Raw genomic sequence first — 20761 nt, 5'->3', positions numbered from 1 at the left:
TCTCGGGTGCGTCGAAGACGGAGAACAACACCGCCTCCCTCCCGGCGGACCTGATCCACCGAAAATTGGTCGGATCCGCAGCCGGCCCCCTTCGTGGCGGGTGGCCGACTCGGCGCTTCGACAGGGCATTTGACGATCGGCCATGTATTCCATCAGCGGCGCTACGCCATCACGCCCCGAGTGGCCCAGCCCATCCTGCGCGTCTGCGTTGCCGCGTAGTACATCGCCGGTCGGATCACCATCATTTGATAGGCCAGCAGCAACGGTGTGAGCAGCAGCCACAGCATCAAGCGCGACCGGAACGCCATCTCCGGCCGTTCGAGATACAGCGAGGTCTGCATGTAGAGGAGCACCAACCAGTACGCGATCATCTGCCAGTACACCTGGCCGCCCAACAGCGGAATGGCCACGAGTACGTAGCCCACGATCAGCGGATACAGCGCCACCAGTGTCAGGTTCCAGCACCGCAGCGCAAGCGCCCAGCCGGTGAAGTTCCTGATCTCCCAGGGCAGATACCGCATGTACCCCTTGAACCACCGGGTCCGCTGCCGGAATGCGCCACGGTAGGTGGACGGCATCTCGAACCGCACCACGGCCTCATCGACAGCTACGACCTGACCACGCTGCAACGAGTAGTGGGACAGCCGTCGATCGTCACCGAAGGTGCCCTCCGTCAGGTAATCCTCGGCGTTGTCCCAGAGAATGCCCGCTCGGTAGATCGCGAATGCCCCCGAGGTGGGAACCACCGCGCCGATCGAGGACCGGGCTCGGCGCATCACCATGTTGCTGAGGCTGATCTCCAGGTCCTGCACTCGTGTCCAGATCGACTCGGTGCGGTTGAGCACGAGGCAGGAAGCGCTGGTCGCGGCCTGTACCGCTGGATCAGACAGGGCACGGAGCAGCTGTTCGATCCCGTCCGGCGCGATGACGCTGTCGCTGTCCACCGTCACGACGAAGTCGGCCCACTCGGCTGCGCCGACATGCGCCAGCCCGGCCATCTGAGCCCCTCTCTTGCCGGCGTTGCCCTGCCGTAGCCACACCACGCCCGCCAGGTCGAAGGGCTCGACCGGTGTATCGGATCCGTCGTCCACAACGATGATCCGCTCGGGCGGCTTCGTCTGTGACACCAATGACCGGACGCACGCGCGGAGCAGGTCGGGCCGCTCGTTGTACGTCGGCACGACGACCACGACCCGGCCCTCGGCGACCGGGAGATGGGCGAATGAGCGCCGTCGCGCCGACGAACCGAGCATCCACATCAGCGTCGCGGCGACGGCGATGTAGAACACCCCGGTGATGTCCCAGGCCGTGTTCCCCATCTGCCAGTGGAAGGCGACGATCAGGGCGGCCGTCATGGTCGCGACCGTCCACGCAAACGCCTTACGCGTTCTCACGCCGCCGCCAGTACCTGATCACGAGAATTCCGATCACGATCAGCACCAGACTGACGCCGATGAGCCACGACAAGCCGATCGACACGCCCCCGATACTGATGGCCAGCCCGGTCTTGGGCAGCGGGTCTTCATACATACCGTGGTTCCCTTGGGGTGAGCGTTCCTGACGGCACATCACGCTTGGCAGTCGCTTACTGAGATGCGTCGGGTGGAAACGAAATCTTCCCTATCAGGTGATCTTCTGGTCCCACAGAATCATGATCTCGCCCACAACTCGCCCATTGCGCAATCCAGGAGGCCAATATCAGTCAGATAGCCCTATCCAGCACTCGGCGGAAGGCTGCACAAACGCCTCCGCACCCACCCGGCAGATCCAACAACTCGGCTACGGCCGCGAAGAACCGCGGCAGTTGCGGATTGCGGTTGATGAGGCGGATGCCCTGCCCGGTGGCATCGGCGACATCGGTGAGGTGGTCGCCGGAACGGTCGCCCCCCGCGCCCTACGGCGCGGCGGGGCGCAGGAGAACGGGCAGGGCGAGGACGTCATTGCCGATGAACGACGGCTGCGGGTCGGGCGCGGTCCCCTCGTCCGCGAGGACGATGTCCGGGAACCGGTCGAAGAGGGCGGGGAGCGCGATGGCGGCCTCCAGCCGGGCGAGGGGGGCGCCGAGGCAGTAGTGGATGCCGTGGCCGAAGGCCATGTGGTCCCTGTCCACGCGGTCGATCTTGAAGCCGTGCGCGGCGTCATGGAACGAGGGGTCCCGGCCGTGCGCCCCGAACCCGATGAGGATGGCCTCCCCGGCGGCTATGGTGACGCCCTCGCCGAGATCGATGTCACGGATCGCGAACCGCAGCGGGAGATGGACGACCGGTGGGTGGAGCCGCAGAGTCTCCTCGATGACATCGGCCCAGCGGGTGGGATCGGCCAGCGTCGCGCTCAGTTGCCGGCGGTGGGTGAGGAGTGCCCGGACGGCGTTGCCGATCAGCGCGATCGTGGTCTGGCTCCCGGCGCCGATCATCAGGACCAGGGTGGAGATCAGCTCCGTCTCGGTGAGCCGGTCCCCCTCGTGGGCGGTGAGCAGCAGGCTGGTCATGTCGTCGCCGGGCTCCCGCCGCTTCGCCTCCACGAGACGGTGCATGACGGTGTGCAGTTCGCTCGCGATCCGCGCCGACTCCTCCTGGGGGACGTCGGTGGCCAGGATCGCGTCGACGACGGAGAGCATGGCGGGGCGCTGGTCCTCGGGAACGCCGAAGAGGTCGCAGATCACCCGGGTCGGCACACCGTGCGCGAAGTGGGCCCGCAGGTCCACCGCCGCGCCGCCGTCCAGGGCCTCCAGACCGTCCAGCATGTCCGTGACGACGGACTCGATCGAGGGCCGCAGCGACTGCATGCGCCGCGGTGCGAAAGCGGGGCCGATCAGCCGCCGTAACCGGGTGTGCTCCGCCCCCTCGGAGGTGGCCATGGAGCGGACGTCGACCCAGGGGGAGAGCCAGGGGACGGCACCCGGCCGGTAACCGGTCCAGGTGCCACGGGCGTTCCTGGTGACATCGGGATGGGTGACGAGCCGCCTGACGACGTCGCCTCGTGTGACGGACCAGGCGATGACGTTCTGGGGCAGCCGGACCCGCACGGCGGGCCCGGTGGCGCGGAGTTCCTCGATCTGCTCGTACAGCCGGTCACCTCCGTCGCTGTCGAGGACCGGGACGGAAACCTCGTGGCTGGTGGTCATGAGACACCTCCGGTCACGCGGGGACGGCCCGTCGGCGGGAGCGGCCACGGTGGTGCGGTCTCGCTCCCGGACGCCGGGGCGCGCCCGTGCGTTGGATGGATGGACTCCGCGTCGACGGCGGGGAATCGGTACCGGGGATTGTCCTGCGCCCACTCGGAACTGCATAGAGGGAATCGGCCTCTTGTCTGAATCGCGGTGTGCGCGGTGTTCGACGTCGCACTCGGCAGGAGTGAATTCCGGACCTTTCAGGTCAGACAGGCAGCGGGAAGTAGCCTGAACTTCTACAGTCGTGTAGAAAGTGAGGGTGGTCCGGCGGTTGCCGGGCCGCGCCGCGGAGGCGCGCAATCTGCGGGCAGTGCCGCCGAGTTGAGTGTTCCGGGTTCATGGGGCACTCCGCCGGAAGACCTCGCTCGCCCCATCGGCCCCGGAGGGCACACATGGCTTCGATCGATCTGAACAAGGTGCTGGACAAGGCGTGGGCGGAGAAGAGCCTGCCGGAGATCCTCGACGCACCCGTTTCCGCCCTGAAGGGGGTGTCCGACCGTGACGGCGAACTCCTGAAGGAGGCGTTCGGCGTCGCATCCGTCGCCGATCTCGCGGAACTGAAGTACGCCCGCTGGGCCCAGGCCCTCTCCGCCCTCGCCGCCGCGGCCAGGTAGCCACACCGACCGCGCGGTGCCGAGGCCGGACGTTCCCCCCCGGCCTCGGCACCGCGCACCCCCTGCACACGAAAAGGAGAACGCCATCATGGTGTTCAAGCGGTTGCTCGGCTCGCTCGGCGTGGGCGGGCCGGTCGTGGACACGGTCCTCGACCCCGGTCCCGTGCTGCCCGGCGGGGAGCTCTCCGGGCAGATCCGGCTGGAGGGCGGCAGGGCCGCCTTCGACATCGAGCACATCACCCTGGACCTGGTCGCCCGGGTCGAGGCGGAGCACAGCGAGGGCGAGTCCGAGGGCACGGCCGGCTTCGGCCGGTTCACCGTCGCGGGCGGGTTCCGGCTCGCCGAGGGCGAACGGCGCAGTGTTCCCTTCGCTCTCACGCTGCCCTGGGAGACGCCGATCACCGAGTTGCACGGCCGGCCGCTCGGCATCGTCCTCGGCGTGCGGACCGGACTGGGGGTGGCGGGCGCGAAGGACAAGGGAGATCTGGACCCGCTGACCGTGGCCCCGCTGCCCGCGCAGGAAGCCGTTCTCGAAGCCCTCGGGCAGCTGGGCTTCGGCTTCCGGTCCGCCGATCTGGAGTACGGGCACATCGGCGGTACGGGGCAGCACCTCCCCTTCCACCAGGAGATCGAACTCGCTCCCGCCCCGCAGTACGCGCACGCCATGGCGGAACTGGAGGTGACGTTCATCGCGGGCCCCGGCGACATGGAGATCATCCTGGAGGCCGACAAGCCCTCCGGCTTCTTCTCCTCGGGACACGACGCGGTCAACCGGCATGTCCTCAGCCACGAGGGCGCCGCCCACCGCGATCTGAACGCGGTCGTCGACGCCTGGATCCGCCAGCTGGTGGCCAACCGCGGTCATCACAGCGTTCCCGCGCCCTACGCGCCGCACGGCGACCACCAGGAATACCACCACGGGCACGGCGGTCACCGCTCCGGCCCCGGCACTGGCACGGTCATCGCCGCGGGCGCGGCCGGTCTCGCCGTCGGCGTGGTGGGCGGAATGGTCGCCGCCGAAGCCGTCGACGAGATCGGCGACTTCTTCGAGGGCGAGGAGGGGGAAGGGGACGAGGGCTGAGCCCGCCGACCCGGCACGACCGCCGCGTCCCGGTGCGGGCCGAACACCCGCGGCCCGCACCACCCACCCACCCGCCTGCTCTTCTACAGAGGGGTGGCCGCCTTCAACACCACGAACAGGGTGAACGCCGCGTTCGCCGAGGACAGCGCGGAGCAGGTCGCCCCCGCCGCGGCCGTCCACACGGCCAGGCCGACCGTACTGAACACCGACGGCCACCTCCGTACGGCCGGGGCCGGCTCCAGCAGCGCCGCCACCCGCCTCGGCACCGGTCCCGCGACAGCGAAATGAGCCAGTGTCGAGACCGGTGCGCCGCGGGAGACCAGCGCGGCCCTGGCCACGGCCCGCGCCATCACCCGCCGGCTGCCGACCGCCTTCGCCGCGTCCTCGTCGGCCCACCGCTCCGTCGTGTACGCCACCGCCGTCCGCAGCGGGCGCAGAAAGGGATTGGCACGGGCGGCCACCTGCACCACCAGCAGGAAACGGTGATGACGGCAGGCCAGATGGGCCCGCTCATGCGCGAAGAGCGCCCGTCTCTCCGGCCCTTCCAGACAGGCGACCATCGCCGTCGACACGACCACCCGGCCCGCCCGGCCCCGCCCCGGGGGCAGCGCGTACGCGTAAGGCGTCGCATCCGGCAGCACCGCCACCGGGGAATTCCCGAGCCCCGCCAGAGCCCGCCCGGCGTTCCGGCGAACCCGCCAGTGCGCCCACAGCATCCGTGAGCACGCCGCCAGGACGGCGATCAGGACCGGAATCGCCACCCGTCCCGCCACCTCGTCGTAGGGGACCGCTTCACGCACCTCCCGGTCCGACCAGCCGTCCGGCAGGGGATTGCCCGGCAACTGCGCGGTGCCCACCACCATCAGCAGCACCAGGCACACCGTGCTGCACACCGCCAGCACCCCGGCGACCACGGTCAGCAGGACCGTCGCGGTACGCGGATGCAGGCGCTGCTCCGCCAGCCGGGCGACCGGCCACGCGGTCAGCGGCAACACCAGCGGCAGGAAGACGAAGACCCCCATGACCGCGTCAGTCCTCCGGTTCCTCGGCCCGCTCCAGCAGCTCCCGCAACAGCCGCTCGTCGCCCGGCGGCAATGACGTCACGAAGCTCGCGAGCACCGCCTCCCGGTCGCTCTCCCCGTCCAGCACCCGCCGCATCCGCAGCGCGGCGAGACCGGCCTCGTCCGCCGCCGGCGACCACACGAACGCACGCCCCGACTTCTCCCGCGTCACCGCCTCCTTGGCCAGCAGCCGCGTCAGAATGGTGATCACCGTCGTGTACGCCAGCTCACCACCGAGCCTGGCCCGCACCCACGCCGCGTCGACCGGCCCGGGCGCCTTCCCCAGCGCCGCCAGCACCTGCGCCTCCAGCTCGCCCTGGCCCCGCCGAAGACGCCGCTCCCGCTCGCTCACCCCGTCTCCCTCCAGCCGCCTCCCCGTCCGCCGGAGACGGGATCACTCATCGTAGCCAGATCCACGGTCACAAGTTCCGGAACGGGACCGTCCCCCGGTGCCCGCGACCTAGGATCGACACGGCGTCGAGGAGGGGAGCCCCGTGGACTGTCGCGTGCCCTTGTCGGGAAACCGCTTGATACCGCCTTTGGCGTTGATCGCCATGGTGCTGACAGGCTGCTCCAGTACGGCGGACGGCCCCGGAAAGGCCGCGGAGCGGAGCACTCCGGCGAACGGAGGGACGGCGGCGGGTCCGGGTTCCGGGGGTGGCGCCGGGGCCGGGCCCTCGGCCGACGCGACGGGGGGTTTCCGGCCCGACACCGCCCGGCTGCCGAGAACTCCCGCGGCGGCGCGCGCCCTCATCGACCGGGTCATCGCCGACACCGACAGTTTCGGGACCGAGGTGGTGAGGCGGAGCCCGTACGAGAGCGACCCGGCGACCTGGCCCGTGCTCGGCGAGGACTGCGTCTGGCAGCGGCGAAAGCCCGCGGACAGCGTCATGGCCACCCTCACCCGGTCGTTCGAGGTGCCCGCCGCGGCGGGCAGGGGCCCGCTGCGCCTCGCCGCCGTGGTCACCGTCCACCGCACCCGTGAGGACGCGACCTGGGAGATGGCGGAGTCGATCGAGGAGTCGATGCGCTGCCCCACCCAGAAGCTGCGCGAGGGTGAGCTGATCGGCCCTCTGCTCGCCGCCGCGCTCCTGGGCGGCGAGGCCACCCAGACCAACTCCGAGGACTCCCTCAGCGAGACGGGCCAGTATCAGAGCTCCGAGCTGGGCGGGCCCCACCACTACTCCTGGCAGCAGGCGCAGACCCTCCAGTTCACCGTCGCCGTGACCGGCAAGGGGGCGAAGGGCCGCACCGAGCGGGAGGTGGACGGACTGGTCGTGCAGGCGCAGTCCGCCATGCTGGCCCGGCTGGAATCCGCCGTCGAGAAGCAGAACTGAGGCCGGACGATGGACGAACTGCGACCCGGCGACCCCGCCCGGATCGGCGGGCACCGGCTCCTCGGCCGCCTCGGCGCGGGCGGCATGGGCGTCGTCTACCTCGGACGCACCGACGCCGGAGCACTCGCCGCGATCAAGGTGATCCTGCCCGAACACGCCGGGGACGAGGACTTCCGTGCCCGTTTCCGCCGTGAGGCCGAGGCCGCCCGCCGGGTCGACAGCCCCTGGGCCGTTCCGGTCACCGACGCCGACACCGAGGCCGAACGTCCCTGGATCGCCACGGAGTTCGTCCCCGGGCCGACGCTCTCCGACGTCGTCGCCCACCGGGGGCCGCTGCCCGTGCGCAGCGTGCTGGCCCTGGGCCGGCCGCTGTCCCGCGCCCTGGCCGCCGTGCACGGTGCCGGGCTCGTCCACCGCGATGTCAAACCGGGCAATGTCCTGCTGACGGCCGACGGCCCCCGGCTGATCGACTTCGGGATCGCCCGCGCCGCCGACACCACCGCCCTGACCGCCACCGGTCTCCTCGTCGGCACCCCTGGCTTCCTCGCGCCCGAGCAGGTGTCCGGGAGCACGGCCGGGCCGGAGGGGGACGTCTTCTCGCTCGGCTGCCTCCTGGCGTACGCGGCCACCGGCCGGACGCCGTTCGGCGGTGGGGCCGTCGACGCCGTCCTCTACCGTACGGTGCACGCCGCACCCGACCTCGACGGCATCGAGGACGCTTCCCTGCGCTCGCTGTTGGAGCACTGCCTCGCCAAGAAGCCCGGCGCGCGTCCGTCCGCCGCCGGCCTCGACACCCTGATACCCCGGGACGTGCCCGCCGGGGCCGCCGCGGGCCGGCTGCCCGAGGACGTCGTCCGGCTCATCGCCGACCGCTCCGTCGCTCTCCTCGCCCTGCCCGGCATCGACGCCACCGTCGCCGACGAGCGCCCCGGGCCCCCGCGCCCCGGCCCCACCCGGCGGCGGGCCCTGCTGTTCGCGGCCGGCGGCGCGGTGCTCCTCGGCGCGGGCGTCTTCGGTGCCGTGCGCCTCACCCGTGAGGAGGCCGCACCGCGCGGAGAGAGCGGAAAGAGCTGGGTCATCGGTGTGCACGCCGACCTGACCGGGCCGGGGGCCGCCGCCGGCCGGGCACAGGAACGCGGTGTCCGGCTCGCCGTCGACCGCTTCAACTCCGGCGACGGACACCCCCTCCGGCTCACTGTGAAGGTCCTCGACGACCGGGGCGACGCCGGTCGCTCCGCCCGGGTCGCCGAGGAGTTCACCCGCGATCCGGAAGTCCTGGCGGTCATCGGGCCCACGGGCGACGCGGCGGCCGGAGCCGCCCTGCCCGCCTACGACGAAGCCGCGCTGCCGGTCCTGACCGTCTCGGCCCTCCAGATGGCCTTCCCGGCCCGGGCCAACGGCTCCTTCTTCCAGGCCGCCCCCTCCTACGCGGCGCTGTCCGTCCCCGTCGTCGGCCGTATCCTGCAGCGCCCCGGGGCGAAACGGCTGGGCATTCTGATCGACCGGTCCGGCGGACAGGCGGCCTATCAGGCGGGCTACACGGCCAACCTGATGGCGCGCGATCTCACCGACGCCACGACCCACCCCCGGGTGGTGCCCCCCGGAACCACCGCTTTCGGCCCGGTCGTCGCCGACCTGCTCGCCCACCGCCGCGACGCCGTCTTCTACGCCGGTGACGCCGCCGGAGCCGCCAGGGTCGCCCGCGCGCTGGCCGCCCGCTCCTTCACCGGAGCGCGCGTGGCCCAGCACACCGTCATGGGAGCGGAGTTCCTGGAGCGGGCGGGCGCGGCGGCGGAGGGCTGGGAGTTCGTCGCGCCGTTCACCCACGCGACGGCACCCGCCGCGGTGGCCTTCGCCGCCGCCCACCGGGGGCGCTTCGACGCCGAACCGGCGGCGTGGTCGGCCGAGGCGTACGACGCGGCGGGACTCGTCGCCCGCACGCTGGCCGGCCTGGTCGACGGCGGAACCGCGGGGACCGGGACCGCGAGGGCCACTCCCTCCGGCGACGGCGGGTCCGCCCGGCCCACCGGGCCCATCCGGCCCACCCTGAAGGCGGGGACCGGCCCGCCCACCCGGTCCGCGCTCACCGCCGCGGTCGCCGCGGCCCGGTACGAGGGGATCTCCCGTTCCTACGCGTTCGACCGGGAGCGTCAGCAGCTCGTCGGCCGGCACGCCCATCTGTACCGGGTCGAGAACCGCCGCTACCGCTATCTGGGCCCGGCCCAGGAGTGGAAGAGCTGACGTGCGGCCCCTCACCTCCGAGGACCCGCGCACCGTGGGCCCGTACCGCACGCTCGTCCGGCTCGGCGCGGGCGGCATGGGAGTCGTCTATCTGGCCCGCTCGGCGGGCGGGGCGCTCGCCGCCGTCAAAGTGATCCGGGCCGAGCACGCCGCCGACCCCGGCTTCCGGGCGCGCTTCCGGCGCGAGGCCGAGGCGGCGGCCCGGGTGACCGGCCCCTGGCTGGTGCCGGTGCTCGGTACGGACACCGAGGCCCGCGAGCCGTGGCTGGCGACCGCGTTCGTCCCCGGGCCCTCGCTGGGCGAGGTGGTGCGCACCGGCGGCGCGCTGCCCACGGCCACCGTCCGGGCGCTCGGGAGCCGGCTCGCCGAGGCCCTCGTCGCGGTCCACCACGCCGGGCTGGTCCACCGCGACGTCAAGCCCGGCAATGTGCTCCTCGCCCTCGACGGCCCCCGCCTCATCGACTTCGGGATCGCCCGTCACGAGAGCGCCACCGCGCTGACCGCCACCGGCGCGGTCATCGGGACACCCGGCTTCCTCTCCCCCGAACACGCGTCGGCCCGGGCGCCCGGTCCGCCGTCCGACGTGTTCTCGCTCGGCTGCGTCCTCGCGTACGCGGCGACGGGGAGGGGGCCGTTCGGCAGCGGCGGCGGCGCGGGCGTCCTGTTCCGGACGATCCACGAGGAGGCGGAGCTGACAGGCGTCCCGCCGGGTCTGGTTCCCCTGATCAGCGCCTGCCTCGCCAAGGAACCGGCCGACCGGCCGACCGCGAGCGGGGTGCGCGAGACGCTGGCGGCGGGCGAGGAGGATCCCGGAGACCCACGCGAGTACCCGGGCCGGCCGGGGGCGCCGGACCCGCGCGAGTCCCCCCGTACCGCTCCGGCTCCCTGGCGGATGCCGGCCGGGCTGCCCGCACTGATCGCCGACCGGTCCGCGGCCGCCCTCGCGCTCCCCGACCCCGGCCCCGGCCCCGAGCCCGAGCGGCCGTCCGCCGCACCCGCCCCGGCGGCCGGCCCTTCCCGTCGCTCCCGCCGGGGGCTGCTGACGGCCGGAGCGGTCCTGCTGGCCGGCGGCCCCACCATGGCCTGGCTCGCCCTGCGGGAACACGGCGCCACCGCGGGCGGGCCGCCCGCCGGGTCCGCGAGGACACCCACCCACACGATCGGGCTCCACGCCGATCTCAGCGGACCCGGCCGCGCCACCGGGCTGGCTCACCAGCGCGGCATGCGGCTCGCCATGGCCGACCACAACGCCCGCGAGGACAAGCCGTTCCGGCTCGCCCTGCGCACCGAGGACGACGCGGGGGACCCGGCGACAGCGCTCCGGACAGCCGGCCGGCTGGCGGCGGACCCCGCCGTCGTCGCCGTCGTCGGGCCGACCGGCCACGAACTGCGCGAGGAACTGGTCGCGCGGTACGGCGCGGCCCGGCTCGCCCTGGTCGTCGTCGCGGCGGGCACCAGCACCGTCGAGTCCGGCACCGGCCTTCACCACTGTGTGACCCGCCCCCTGGACCAGGCACTCACCCCTGGCCTGATCAGCTATCTGGCCCACACCCGCCCCGCCGAGCGCATCCTGCTGGTCGAGGACACGGCCGACTCAGGGCTCGGCGGCCACCTCGGACGGGGGTTCCGCAACGCCTTCCCGGCCACCGCCACGCTCATGCGGCAGCGGCTCGCCCGGGGAGGCTCGGGCTTCGCCGCGGCGGCCCGGAAGGCCGTGTCCGGCCGGGCGGACGCCGTGGTGTTCGCGGGCGGCACCGCCTCCCGGGCCGCCCTCCTGGCCACCGCCCTGGCGGACGAAGCTTTCACCGGCACCCGCGTCGGCGCCGGACCCGCTCTCGGGCCCGCCTTCCTCCGCGAAGCGGGCGCAGCCGCCGAGGGCTGGGTCTTCGCCGAGCCGTACGCCGACCCCACCGCCCTCGCATCGGCCCGCGCCTTCACCGCCGCCCATCGCGGGCGCTTCGGCGTACCGCCGGCCACCTGGGCCGCCGAGGCGTACGACGCCGTCGGCCTGATCGCCCGCGCCACCGGGACCACCGGGGCGTCGGGAGAGCTTCGCCGGGGCATCGGCCAACGGCTCGTACGGACCGAGCACCGGGGAATCGTGCGACCTCTCGCCTTCCACGCGACAACCCGCTTGGTGCGGTACGAGAACGGGATCTACCTGTACAGGATCGAGAACGGCCGCCCCCGCTTCCTCGGCCCGTACCGGGAGGTTTGAGACCGGGGGCCGCGGCCGGGGTGGGGCCGGGCCTCCTTGTGGTGGCCCGGCCCCGGGTCGGTGTGGTGGGGTCAGCAGCTGGTGGTGGTGTCGCCGGTGTCGGCGGCGCAGATGTCGTTGCCGAGGTTGCCGTTGGCGGTGTCGCCTGCGACGCCGTCCTGGACGTCGATGGCGTCGTTGCCGAGACCGCCGCTCATGTCGTCGGTGCCGTCGTGGTCGGTCAGGACGTCGTTGCCGTTCTGACCGTCGAGGGTGTCGTCGCCGGGGCCGCCGTAGATGTGGTCGGCGCCGTTGTCGAACAGGTGCAGGAGCGAGCCGATGAGGGTTTCGCCGTCGTTGGTGTCGTTGCCTGCTTCGCCGTAGAGGTGGTCGTCGCCGTTGCCGCCGCCCATACCGTCGTTGCCGTCGCCGCCCCGGATGGTGTCGTTGCCGTTGCCGCCGTCGACGGTGTCGTCGCCGCCGCCCGCGTGGACGGTGTCGTTGTTGTTGCCCGCGTTGATGGTGTCGTTGCCGCCCAGGCCGCAGATGACGTCGGCGCCGTTGGTGCCGGAGAGAGTGTCGTTGCCGTTGGTGCCGGTGATCGTGCACCCGAGGGCGTTGTCGACGGTCGTGTTCTGCGTCGCGGTGTCGTTGCCGGGCGTCGGGTCGGGCTGGGTGGCGTCGACCGTGGCGGTGGCGGTGACCGTGCCGGTGGCGGTCGGCGACAGGGTGAGGGTGACCGTGGCACTCGCCCCGGATGCCAGGCTCCCCAGGGTGCAGGAGACGGCGGGGGCGGCGATGCCGCACGAGCCCTGGGACGGGACGGCGGACACGATGCCGGCCGGGACCCCGGACAGGGTGACGTCGGCCGTGGTACCCGTCGCGTTGGCGGGCCCGTTGTTGGTCACCGTCACGGTGTCGGTGAAGGTGCCGCCCAGCGGCGCCGGGTCGGCGGAGTCCGCCACCGCGACCGCCAGATCGGCACCCGGGTCGAAGTAGGTGAACTCGTCGGCGGGCGAGGTGGCGCTGGTGCCGGCGGACTTGGTGACGGTGATGTGCACGGTCCCGGGCACGCCCGCCGGTGCGGTGGCGGTGATCGAGGTGTCGCTGTTGACGGTGAAGGACGTCGCGGCGGTGGTGCCGAACTTCACGCCGGTGACGCCGGTGAAGCCGGTGCCGGTGACAGCAACCGTGGTGCCGCCGGTGATCGGTCCCAAGGCCGGGCTGATCGAGGTGACCACCGGCTGCGGCACATTCACCACGGCGAGGCCGCCCGGACGGGAGCCGACCGTGATGGTTCCCGTGGCGGTGTTGGTGGCGGTGTCCACGACGGACACCGTGTTGGTGCCGTTGTTCGCGGCATAGGCGGTGGAGCCGTCCGGGGTGAAGGCCACCCGGTTGGGGCCGGCGCCCACCGGGATGGTCGCGGTGACGGTGTTGGTGGCGGTGGAGAGCACCACGACGGAGTTGCCCGGGGCGTTGGCGATGTACAGGGCGGCCCCATTGGGGCTCAGGGCCATGCCGTTGAGGTTGCCGCCGATGGTGACGGTCGTGGTCACCGTGTTCGTCGCGGTGCTGATTACGGCCACCTTGCCGCCGCTGTTCTGCAGCAGATAGGCCTGGGTGCCGTCGGTGGACACGGCCACGTCGACGGGACGGCCGCCGGCGTTGACGGTGGCGGTCACCGTGTTGGTGGCGGTGTCGATCACCGTCATCCCACCGGCGTTGGTGGTGTTGCCGTTGTTCGAGACGTAGGCGGTGGCCCCGTCAGGGCTGAACGCGACGGCCCCCGGAGCGATGCCGACCGGGATGGTGGCGGTCACCGTCTGTGTGGCGGTGCTGATGACCGAGACCGTGTTGGAGCCGGCGTTGCTGACATACAGCCTGGAGCCGTCCGGGGAAAGAGCCGCCCCGAAGGGGTTGGTTCCCGCGGTGATGGTCGAGGTCACCGTGTTGGTGCCGGTGTCGATCACCGCAACGCCGCCGCTGTACCTGGTGACGTAGGCGGTCGTCCCGTCCGCGGAGGCGACCACGCTGATCGGGGACGTGACCGGAATGGTGGCCGCGGTCGTACCGGTCACCGTGTCGTAGGCGGTGACCGAGTTGCCGTTGGCGACGTACACGAACTGGTGCGTCACCGGCGCTGCCGGGGCCGGAACGGCCCCGGCCGGGGTGACCGCGCCGAGACCGACGATCGCGAGGAGACCGGCGATCACCGCCGCCAGCACGGTGCGCGCCCTGACACGGACCGGGCCGTGACGCGTGATGGAGTCAAGCATGAGGAAACCCTCTTCCCGAGGATGCGCCGCGCCTGGCAGGCCCCCGGGTGGGGTCGGCTCCATCAGAGCGCGGCACGAGTACCCGCCGGCACCGGACACCTCCGGACCACCGACGGTTCTGGCCGTCTCGTGCAGCACCCACCACCAGCACGTGGCGGGTGACGCGGCATCACAGCGTCACCCGCCAAGCGCGGTGCAGGAACCCTAAAAAAGGCTAGCAAGTCACCTACGGCTTGAGGGCCGGAACGGCGGGAGCGCGGAGCGGACGCGCCCGTACGCCCTCGCCGGTCACCGTGGGGCGATGGTCCGGATGAGCTTCTTGTTGACGAACTCCTCGATCCCGGGCCGTCCGAGTTCGCGCCCGAACCCGGAGCGCTTGACGCCGCCGAAGGGCAGTTCGGCCCCCTCGGCGCCGACGCCGTTGACGAAGACCATGCCGGCCTCGATCCGGTCGGCGACCCGCTCGGCCTGTGCCGGGTCGGTGGTGAAGAGGTACGAGCCGAGACCGTAGGGGGTGTCGTTCGCCAGCCGTACGGCGTCCTCCTCGTCGGCGGCGGCGAAGACCATCGCGACCGGGCCGAACAGCTCCTCCCGGGCCGCCGGGTGGTCGGTGGTGAGACCGGTCAGGACCCCGGCCGGGAAGTGGGCGCCGTCTCGCTTCCCGGTGCTGTGCAGGGTGGCTCCCTGGGCGACCGCCGCGTCGACCTGGCGGCCCAGGTTCTCGGCGGCGGCGGCCGATGACAGCGGCGCACCGGTCTCGCTCGCGAGCAGCCTGGCGGTGAACCGTTCGACGAACGCGTCGTGGAGGTGGTCGAGGACCACGAACCGCTTGGCGGCGTTGCACGCCTGGCCGGTGTTGTCGAGGCGGGCGGCGACGGCGGCGTCGACGACCGCGTCGAGATCGTCGGTGGACAGGAGGATGAAGGGGTCGGAGCCTCCGAGTTCGAGGACGACCTTCTTGAGGTGCCGTCCCGCGATCTCCGCGACGGCCGCGCCCGCACGTTCGGATCCGGTGAGCGAGACGCCCTGGACACGGGGGTCGGCGATGATGTCGGCGACCTGCTCGTTGGTGGCGTACACGTTGACGTAGGCACCGGCCGGGAAGCCGGCCTCGGTGAACAGTTTCTCCAGCAGCGCCGCGGTGGCCGGGCACTGCGGCGCGTGCTTGAGCACGATGGTGTTGCCGAGCGCCAGGTTCGGGGCCGCGAAGCGGGCGACCTGGTAGGCGGGGAAGTTCCACGGCATGATGCCGAGGAGTACGCCCACCGGGCTGCGCCGGACGACGGCGGTTCCGGGGCCGGAGAGGACGTCGAGCGGTTCGTCGGCGAGGAACTCCTCGGCGTGGTCGGCGTAGTAGTGGTAGATGTCGGTGCAGAAGTCGATCTCGCCCTCGGCCTCCGGGAGCGGCTTGCCCATCTCCTGGACGATGCTCGCGGCCAGCTCGGCCCGGTGCTCGTTGTGCAGATCGCCGAGGCGTCGCAGCAGTGCCGCGCGCTCGGCCACGGAGCCGGTGCGCCACCGGGCGGTGGCCGTGTGGGCGGCCTCGACGGCCGCCGCCACCTCGGCGTCCGTGGCGGTCGGGTAGGTGGCGGTGACCTCACCGGTGGTCGGGTCGGTGACGGCGTACATCATGCCTCCGGGTACTGGTGGGGGACGGCCGCGGCCTCCGTCGCTCCCGCTGGTGTGGACGCTTGTGGCGTGCCGCGCCGGGTGAGGGGGTGTCTCACGGTTCGAGAATAGTTCTGACGCCGATGTTCGACCGGAGATCGTCGAAGGCCGCCGCCGCCTCGTGCAGGGGCCGGGTGCGGCCGACGAGGTCGTCCAGGGGCAGTTGGCCCGCGAGATAGAGGCGGGCCAGTTTCGGGATGTCGATCTCCCCGATGCTGGAACCGTAGTTGCAGCCGAGGATCCGCTTGCCCTGGTCGGCCAGGTCGAAGGGGTCGAAGGAGGCTGTCGCGCCGGTCGCCGCCATGCCCACCAGGACCGCCGCCCCGCCCGGGGCGAGCATGGCGGGGAGCGTGCCGATGACCTTGGGGCTTCCGATCGCCTCGAAGGCGTAGTCCACCCCGCCGAACTCCTGCCGGCACCAGGCGGCCACATCGGTCCCGGCGCCGTCGAGGATGTGGGTCGCGCCGAACCGCTGTGCCGTGGCGAGGCGTTCGGCCGAGAGGTCGACGGCGATGATGGGGTCGGCCCCGATCAGGCGCAGGCCCATCACGACGGAGAGCCCGACTCCGCCGGTGCCGATGACCACCGCGGACTCGCCGGGGCGGACGCCCGCGGTGTTCACCACGGCGCCGACGCCGGTGGTGACGGAGCAGCCGAGGAGGGCGCCGATGCTGAAGGGGAGCGCGTCCGGGACCTTCACCGCGGCCACTTCCGGCACGATCAGCCGCTCCGTGAAAGCGCCCAGCCCGAGGTAGGGCCACACCGGCTCGCCCCGGTCGTCCGCGAACGCGGTGGTGCTGTCAGGGAGCGTGTTGGCGACGGCCTTGGTGCCGGTGCACAGCCATGCCGTTCCGGCGACGCATCCGCGGCAGCGGCGGCACGGCGCGAACCAGGACAGGACGACATGGTCGCCGGCCTTCAGCGAGGTGACGCCGGTCCCGGCCGCGGTCACCACCCCGGCCGCTTCGTGCCCGAGGACGAGGGGGCGGTCGCTGGGCCAGTCGCCCGTCACGACATGCAGGTCGGAGTGGCACACGCCGGCCGCGCGCACCTCGATCTCGACCTCGCCCGGCCCGGCGGGCCGGATGGACACATCGCGGGAGGCCAGCCCCTCGGCGGGATCGAAGACGATGGCGGGGGAGAGTTTCGACGGCATCAGGACGCCTTCACCTTTTCGGAGGTCGGGGTGGCGGGTGGGGGGATCGCGGCGGCGGGGAGCTTGGTGTGGGGCTTGGCGATCAGGATGTAGACCAGGCCGGCGACGAGGAGGACGGAGAAGACCAGGATCACGGCCCAGACCTGGACCCAGCTCCCGCCGGCCGGGGCGAGCTCGACGCGGGGCCAGGCGATGTTGACGGCCTCGAAGAGCAGCCACACCACGGCGAGCACATTGATCGCCAGGCCGGCCCGTCCGAGCCTGAGCTGTCCTGCGGCGGGGTTCCAGCGGCCCGTCAGCCGGGCGACGAGCGCCACGACCGCGACGGTGAGGAAGATGAAGTAGAAGCCGCCGGAGCCGAAGGCGATCAGTGTCGCGGCGGCGTTGCCGTTCAGCCCGAGGAGAAGTCCGAGGCAGGCGAGCACGGCCGTCGCGATGAGCGAGACGTAGGGGATCTGGCGCGGCCCGACGGTGGCGAGCTTCGCGGAGAAGGGCAGCTGGCGGTCGCGGGCGAAGGAGAAGACGGCGCGGCCGATGTACGTCTGGATCGAGATGGCGCAGGCGATGAACGCGATCAGGACGAGGAGGATGAAGGGCTTCTCGCTCCAGCCGCCCAGCCCCTCGGTGACGGCGGTGAAGACCGGGTCCGCGAGGGCTCCGGAGACCGCGTCCTCGGGGTTGCGCAGCGCGAGCGTCACGGCGAGCCCGGTCAGCAGGACCGTGAGGGCGACGAAGAGGTAGGCGCGCAGCAGTGCCCTGGGCACATTGCGTCGCGGCTGCTCGGTCTCCTCGGCGACCTGGGTGGTCGCGTCGAAGCCCAGGAACGCCCAGCCGGCGACGGCCAGGGCGGTCAGGAAGCCCGCCAGGGCGGAGCCGCCGGAGGCCGATTCCGCGCCGAGCGTCTCGAAGAGGATCCCGAAGCCGTTGTTGTGCACGAAGAGCAGCAGGAACACGCTCACCGCGATCGAGGCGACGCCCTCGGCGATGATGCCGGCGTTGAGGAAGTGCTTCACCGGGTTGACGCCGAGGAGGTTGATCCCGAGCGCCACCGCGACGAAGACCACGCCCAGGAGCACATGGGTGGTGCTCGACAGAGTGCCTTCGCCGAAGAGCATGTGGAGCCAGGCGGCCCCCAGATAGGCGACGGTGGTCAGGGATGCCACGGCGGAGGCCAGATAGATCCAGCCGACCAGCCAGCCGAGCCGTGGCCCGCCCAGCCGGCGCACCCACTGGTAGACCCCGCCCGTGACCGGGAACTGGGACGACAGCTCGGCGTAGACCAGGGCGACCAGCAGCTGGCCGAGGAAGGCGACGACGACCGCCCAGATCCAGGCGGGGCCCGCGAAGACGAAGCCCAGCTGGACCACGGCGTACACCCCGACGACGGGGGAGATCGTCGCGAATCCGATCGCGAACACGGCCCACGCGGACAGGGTCCGTTTCAGCTCTTGCCGGTAGCCGTACTCGGCGAGTTCCCCGGCGTCGGTGTGAGTGTCGTGCACGTTGGTCTCCTGTACAGGTGCTGTGCGCCGGTCCGCGTACGTGGGGCCGCGCCCGTGCCGTGGGACCGAGGGTCGGCACGGGCACAGCCCCAGGCGCCGGTTACGAGGCGGAGCGGGGATTCGCTCCCCCGGTGTCGGGCGGGATGCCGCCCCGGGCCGCGGCTCTCCGCGACCCCACCCGCTATTGGTCACCTGGCCAATTGCTGATTGGTCACTCACTCAATAACATTCGCCCCATGACGTCAAGGGATTCCGGCACACGAACCCGGAAAGCGCCGACCGAGCGCCGCCAGGAGATCGTCCGCGCCGCCGCGCTGGTCGGGCTCGCCGAAGGACTGGAGTGCATCACGCTGCGGCGGGTCGCCGACGCGCTCGGGGTCCAGCCCGGGCTGGTCAGCCACTACTTCCCGGCCGCCGACGCCCTGGTGGCGGAGGCGTTCACCAGCGCCACCGGGGCCGAGCTCGACGGCCTCCTCCCGGAGGAGCCCGCGGGCCCCGGGCACGAGACCCCGCTGAGCACTCTGCGGCGCTTCTTCGTCCTCATCGCGAGCACCGAGTTCGACAACGTCAGCAAGCTCTGGCTGAACGCACGGCATCTGTCGCGCTACCGCCCCGTGCTCCGCGACCACGTCGTCGAGCAGGAGCTGCTCTGGTGCCGCCGCGTCGAGAACCTCATCGCGGCGGGCACCGGCGCGGGGCTCTTCCGCTGCGAGAACCCGTGGGAGGCGGCCGTACGCGTCCTCGTCGCGATCGACGGAAGCAGCGCCTACATCAACACCAGCGCCGACGCCCGCACCGCCCCGATAGCGGACCTGGCCCGCACCGTCGCCGAGAGGGAGCTCGGACTGCCGCCCGACGCCCTGGCGACCCCCTGAGGCCCCGGACGCCGACTCGCACCGGCTCCCGCACCGCCCCCCGGACCCCGGGGACGGCCCGGCGGGCGGCGGGCGGCGGGCGGCGGGCCCGGTCCGCCGGGCCGAGTTCGCCGGGCCGGGTTCGCCGGGCCGGGTTCGCCGGGCCGGGTTCGCGACCGCGCGGAAGTCGGCAGGTGCGCCATGGCCCGGCGTGGGAGCCTGGTGAGTGTCCCCCGGAGGCGCGGACCCGGGATCCGGCCGGATCCGGCGGCCCGCCACCTCCCAGGAATCGGAGGGAGTCCGTCATGGCCAAGGACGAGAAGGCCCGCGCCAGGGCTCAGCAGATCAAGGGAAAGATCCAGAAGGAGGCCGGCCGCGCGGTCGGCAGCGAGAAGACGGCCGCGAAGGGCCGCGCCAAGGAGGCCGAAGGCGACGCGCGTCAGGCCAAGGAGAAGATCAAGGACGTCTTCAAGCACTGAGGTCCCGGCCCGGGCCGGCGGCTCCCCGCCGCACGGCCCGTACCGGCGCTGCCGCGGGCGCCTCCGCGCCCTCGAAGGCAGGGGGTACGGCTACCAGTAGTGGCGTCGGCCTCCCACCGCGTGCCCCAGGGCTCCCAGAACCCACAGCACCACGCCGATCCCGACCAGGATGATCCCGATCGTCCACAGAATTCCGATGCCGGCCACCAGACCGATGATCAGAAGCACAAGGCCGAGAATGATCATGGCGTCTCCGATCGTGGAGCAACCCCCTCGCTCCAGGGTTCACCCGTTTCCCTCGCGGCACAACAGCTCGGCCAACCCCACGGGGGTCTCCCACCGCTTCACAGCGGCGTTCGAGGGCACCGGGCCGGTTCACGGCCCCGCCCGGGTTCAAGGAGTTCATCGAGGCCCCGGGAGAACCCGCGAACAACGACCGTGTGCGCACGCGACGGCCAAGGCGCGCGGATCGCCGAGGCGGCCGGCGGCCCACACTTCAGCAGGCGCGCGGCCGGCCGCCTCTCTCAGCCCTCGGTGACGAGGGCCGCTCGGACGTCCTCAAGGGCTCCCACCCGGTGCCCGCCGACGGCGGTGCGGGAGAGGTGAAGGAGACTGTCCGTGCAAGCGGGTCACCGCACGGCGGTGGCCCCTCGGTCCGCCGGCGGAGGAGCGGGAGAATGGCTGTTGCCTGGCGTGGTGCCGTCTTCTACGCGTTGGTGGTGACCCTCGGGTCCTGGGCGGCCGGAGCGCTGGTCGGCCTCTCCTGGTCGGTCGCCGTGTGGGACGGCTTCGGGTTCTGGGTGTCCTGGTGGATCACGAACTCGATGGCTCATGTGTCCCTGGCCGTGACCGTCATGGCCCTGACCCTGGTCCGCCGTTTCGCCGCTCCCGGGCCCGTGTGGCGTGTCTCGCTGATCGACGGTGGCGTATACCTGCTGGTTCTGCTGCTGTCGGCCGGTCTCTCCGCCTGGTGGGTGGGGTCCGAGGCGCCGGCCGACGACGCGTTCGCCGTGGCGATCTTCGCCCTGCTCACCCTCCAGCTGCCCGCCGCGTGGCTGCTCGTGTTCTCGCGTGCGCGGCGGCTCGGGGCCGTATCCGGCCGGGCCGCCGGAGGGTGACGATG

General features: G+C 72.3%; 18 protein-coding genes. 8 read left to right on the top strand and 10 right to left on the bottom strand.

The window, feature by feature from the left end; genetic code table 11:
- Positions 1-161 precede the first annotated feature (161 nt).
- From ABD371_RS17690 to ABD371_RS17680, 3 genes are all read right to left on the bottom strand, one after another.
- A complete protein-coding gene (locus ABD371_RS17690) occupies positions 162-1355 on the bottom strand; it encodes a glycosyltransferase family 2 protein (protein WP_344477978.1) in 1194 nt (397 codons plus the stop codon).
- A gap of 25 nt (positions 1356-1380) precedes the next feature.
- Positions 1381-1530, bottom strand: coding sequence for a hypothetical protein (locus tag ABD371_RS17685; RefSeq protein ID WP_190123751.1), 150 nt, complete (start codon positions 1528-1530; stop codon positions 1381-1383).
- Between the two features lie 364 nt (positions 1531-1894).
- Positions 1895-3124, bottom strand: a complete 1230-nt coding sequence (locus ABD371_RS17680; protein ID WP_344477976.1) for a cytochrome P450 family protein — start codon at positions 3122-3124, stop codon at positions 1895-1897.
- 437 nt (positions 3125-3561) lie between these two features.
- Here ABD371_RS17680 and ABD371_RS17675 point away from each other — a divergent pair, with 437 nt between their 5' ends.
- On the top strand, positions 3562-3783 hold the full coding sequence (locus tag ABD371_RS17675) for a hypothetical protein (protein WP_344477974.1): 222 nt from the start codon (positions 3562-3564) through the stop codon (positions 3781-3783).
- A gap of 88 nt (positions 3784-3871) precedes the next feature.
- The gene (locus ABD371_RS17670) at positions 3872-4864 is read left to right on the top strand and encodes a sporulation protein (protein WP_344477972.1); all 993 of its coding nucleotides are present in this window, start codon (positions 3872-3874) and stop codon (positions 4862-4864) included.
- Between the two features lie 83 nt (positions 4865-4947).
- On the opposite strand, the gene ABD371_RS17665 is transcribed toward ABD371_RS17670, so the two are convergent.
- Both ABD371_RS17665 and ABD371_RS17660 read right to left on the bottom strand, forming a co-directional pair.
- The gene (locus ABD371_RS17665) at positions 4948-5886 is read right to left on the bottom strand and encodes a M56 family metallopeptidase (protein ID WP_344477970.1); all 939 of its coding nucleotides are present in this window, start codon (positions 5884-5886) and stop codon (positions 4948-4950) included.
- A 7-nt stretch (positions 5887-5893) separates the two neighbouring features.
- Positions 5894-6277: a BlaI/MecI/CopY family transcriptional regulator gene (locus tag ABD371_RS17660; protein ID WP_344477967.1), complete on the bottom strand. Its 384-nt coding sequence runs from the start codon at positions 6275-6277 to the stop codon at positions 5894-5896.
- Between the two features lie 202 nt (positions 6278-6479).
- Between ABD371_RS17660 and ABD371_RS17655 the strand changes: the two genes are divergently transcribed.
- From ABD371_RS17655 to ABD371_RS17645, 3 genes are read left to right on the top strand one after another with little or no spacing between them, the layout of a single operon-like run.
- Positions 6480-7262: a hypothetical protein gene (locus ABD371_RS17655; RefSeq protein ID WP_381733982.1), complete on the top strand. Its 783-nt coding sequence runs from the start codon at positions 6480-6482 to the stop codon at positions 7260-7262.
- A gap of 9 nt (positions 7263-7271) precedes the next feature.
- Positions 7272-9503, top strand: a complete 2232-nt coding sequence (locus ABD371_RS17650; RefSeq protein WP_344477965.1) for a bifunctional serine/threonine-protein kinase/ABC transporter substrate-binding protein — start codon at positions 7272-7274, stop codon at positions 9501-9503.
- 1 nt (position 9504) lies between these two features.
- Entirely contained in the window at positions 9505-11721 is a 2217-nt protein-coding gene (locus tag ABD371_RS17645; RefSeq protein ID WP_344477963.1) for a bifunctional serine/threonine-protein kinase/ABC transporter substrate-binding protein, read from the top strand.
- Between the two features lie 71 nt (positions 11722-11792).
- Here ABD371_RS17645 and ABD371_RS17640 read toward each other — a convergent pair whose 3' ends face one another.
- From ABD371_RS17640 to ABD371_RS17625, 4 genes are all read right to left on the bottom strand, one after another.
- The gene (locus tag ABD371_RS17640) at positions 11793-13979 is read right to left on the bottom strand and encodes an IPT/TIG domain-containing protein (protein ID WP_344477961.1); all 2187 of its coding nucleotides are present in this window, start codon (positions 13977-13979) and stop codon (positions 11793-11795) included.
- A 288-nt stretch (positions 13980-14267) separates the two neighbouring features.
- Positions 14268-15611: an NAD-dependent succinate-semialdehyde dehydrogenase gene (locus ABD371_RS17635; protein WP_381733952.1), complete on the bottom strand. Its 1344-nt coding sequence runs from the start codon at positions 15609-15611 to the stop codon at positions 14268-14270.
- Positions 15612-15702: 91 nt separating this feature from the next.
- Positions 15703-16803, bottom strand: coding sequence for an alcohol dehydrogenase catalytic domain-containing protein (locus ABD371_RS17630; protein WP_344477959.1), 1101 nt, complete (start codon positions 16801-16803; stop codon positions 15703-15705).
- Positions 16803-18305 (bottom strand): APC family permease, encoded by a 1503-nt coding sequence (locus ABD371_RS17625; RefSeq protein ID WP_344477957.1) that lies wholly within the window; start codon positions 18303-18305, stop codon positions 16803-16805. The genes ABD371_RS17630 and ABD371_RS17625 overlap by 1 nt, the downstream gene beginning before the upstream one ends.
- 236 nt (positions 18306-18541) lie before the next feature.
- On the opposite strand from ABD371_RS17625, the gene ABD371_RS17620 reads away from it, so the two are divergent.
- On the top strand, positions 18542-19180 hold the full coding sequence (locus tag ABD371_RS17620; RefSeq protein ID WP_344477955.1) for a TetR/AcrR family transcriptional regulator: 639 nt from the start codon (positions 18542-18544) through the stop codon (positions 19178-19180).
- A gap of 284 nt (positions 19181-19464) precedes the next feature.
- Positions 19465-19638: a CsbD family protein gene (locus ABD371_RS17615; protein ID WP_344477953.1), complete on the top strand. Its 174-nt coding sequence runs from the start codon at positions 19465-19467 to the stop codon at positions 19636-19638.
- Between the two features lie 90 nt (positions 19639-19728).
- Here the strand turns inward: ABD371_RS17615 and ABD371_RS17610 are convergent, their stop codons facing one another.
- Complete coding sequence (locus ABD371_RS17610; RefSeq protein ID WP_344477951.1) at positions 19729-19884, bottom strand: hypothetical protein; 156 nt, start codon at positions 19882-19884, stop codon at positions 19729-19731.
- 431 nt (positions 19885-20315) lie between these two features.
- Between ABD371_RS17610 and ABD371_RS17605 the strand changes: the two genes are divergently transcribed.
- Complete coding sequence (locus tag ABD371_RS17605; RefSeq protein ID WP_344477949.1) at positions 20316-20756, top strand: hypothetical protein; 441 nt, start codon at positions 20316-20318, stop codon at positions 20754-20756.
- Positions 20757-20761 lie beyond the last annotated feature (5 nt).

It is taken from the genome of Streptomyces amakusaensis, assembly GCF_039532665.1.
In the GTDB taxonomy this organism is placed as follows: domain Bacteria; phylum Actinomycetota; class Actinomycetes; order Streptomycetales; family Streptomycetaceae; genus Streptomyces; species Streptomyces amakusaensis.
Note: the sequence above shows the minus strand (reverse complement) of the source record. Positions and strands in the feature narration are given on the sequence as shown.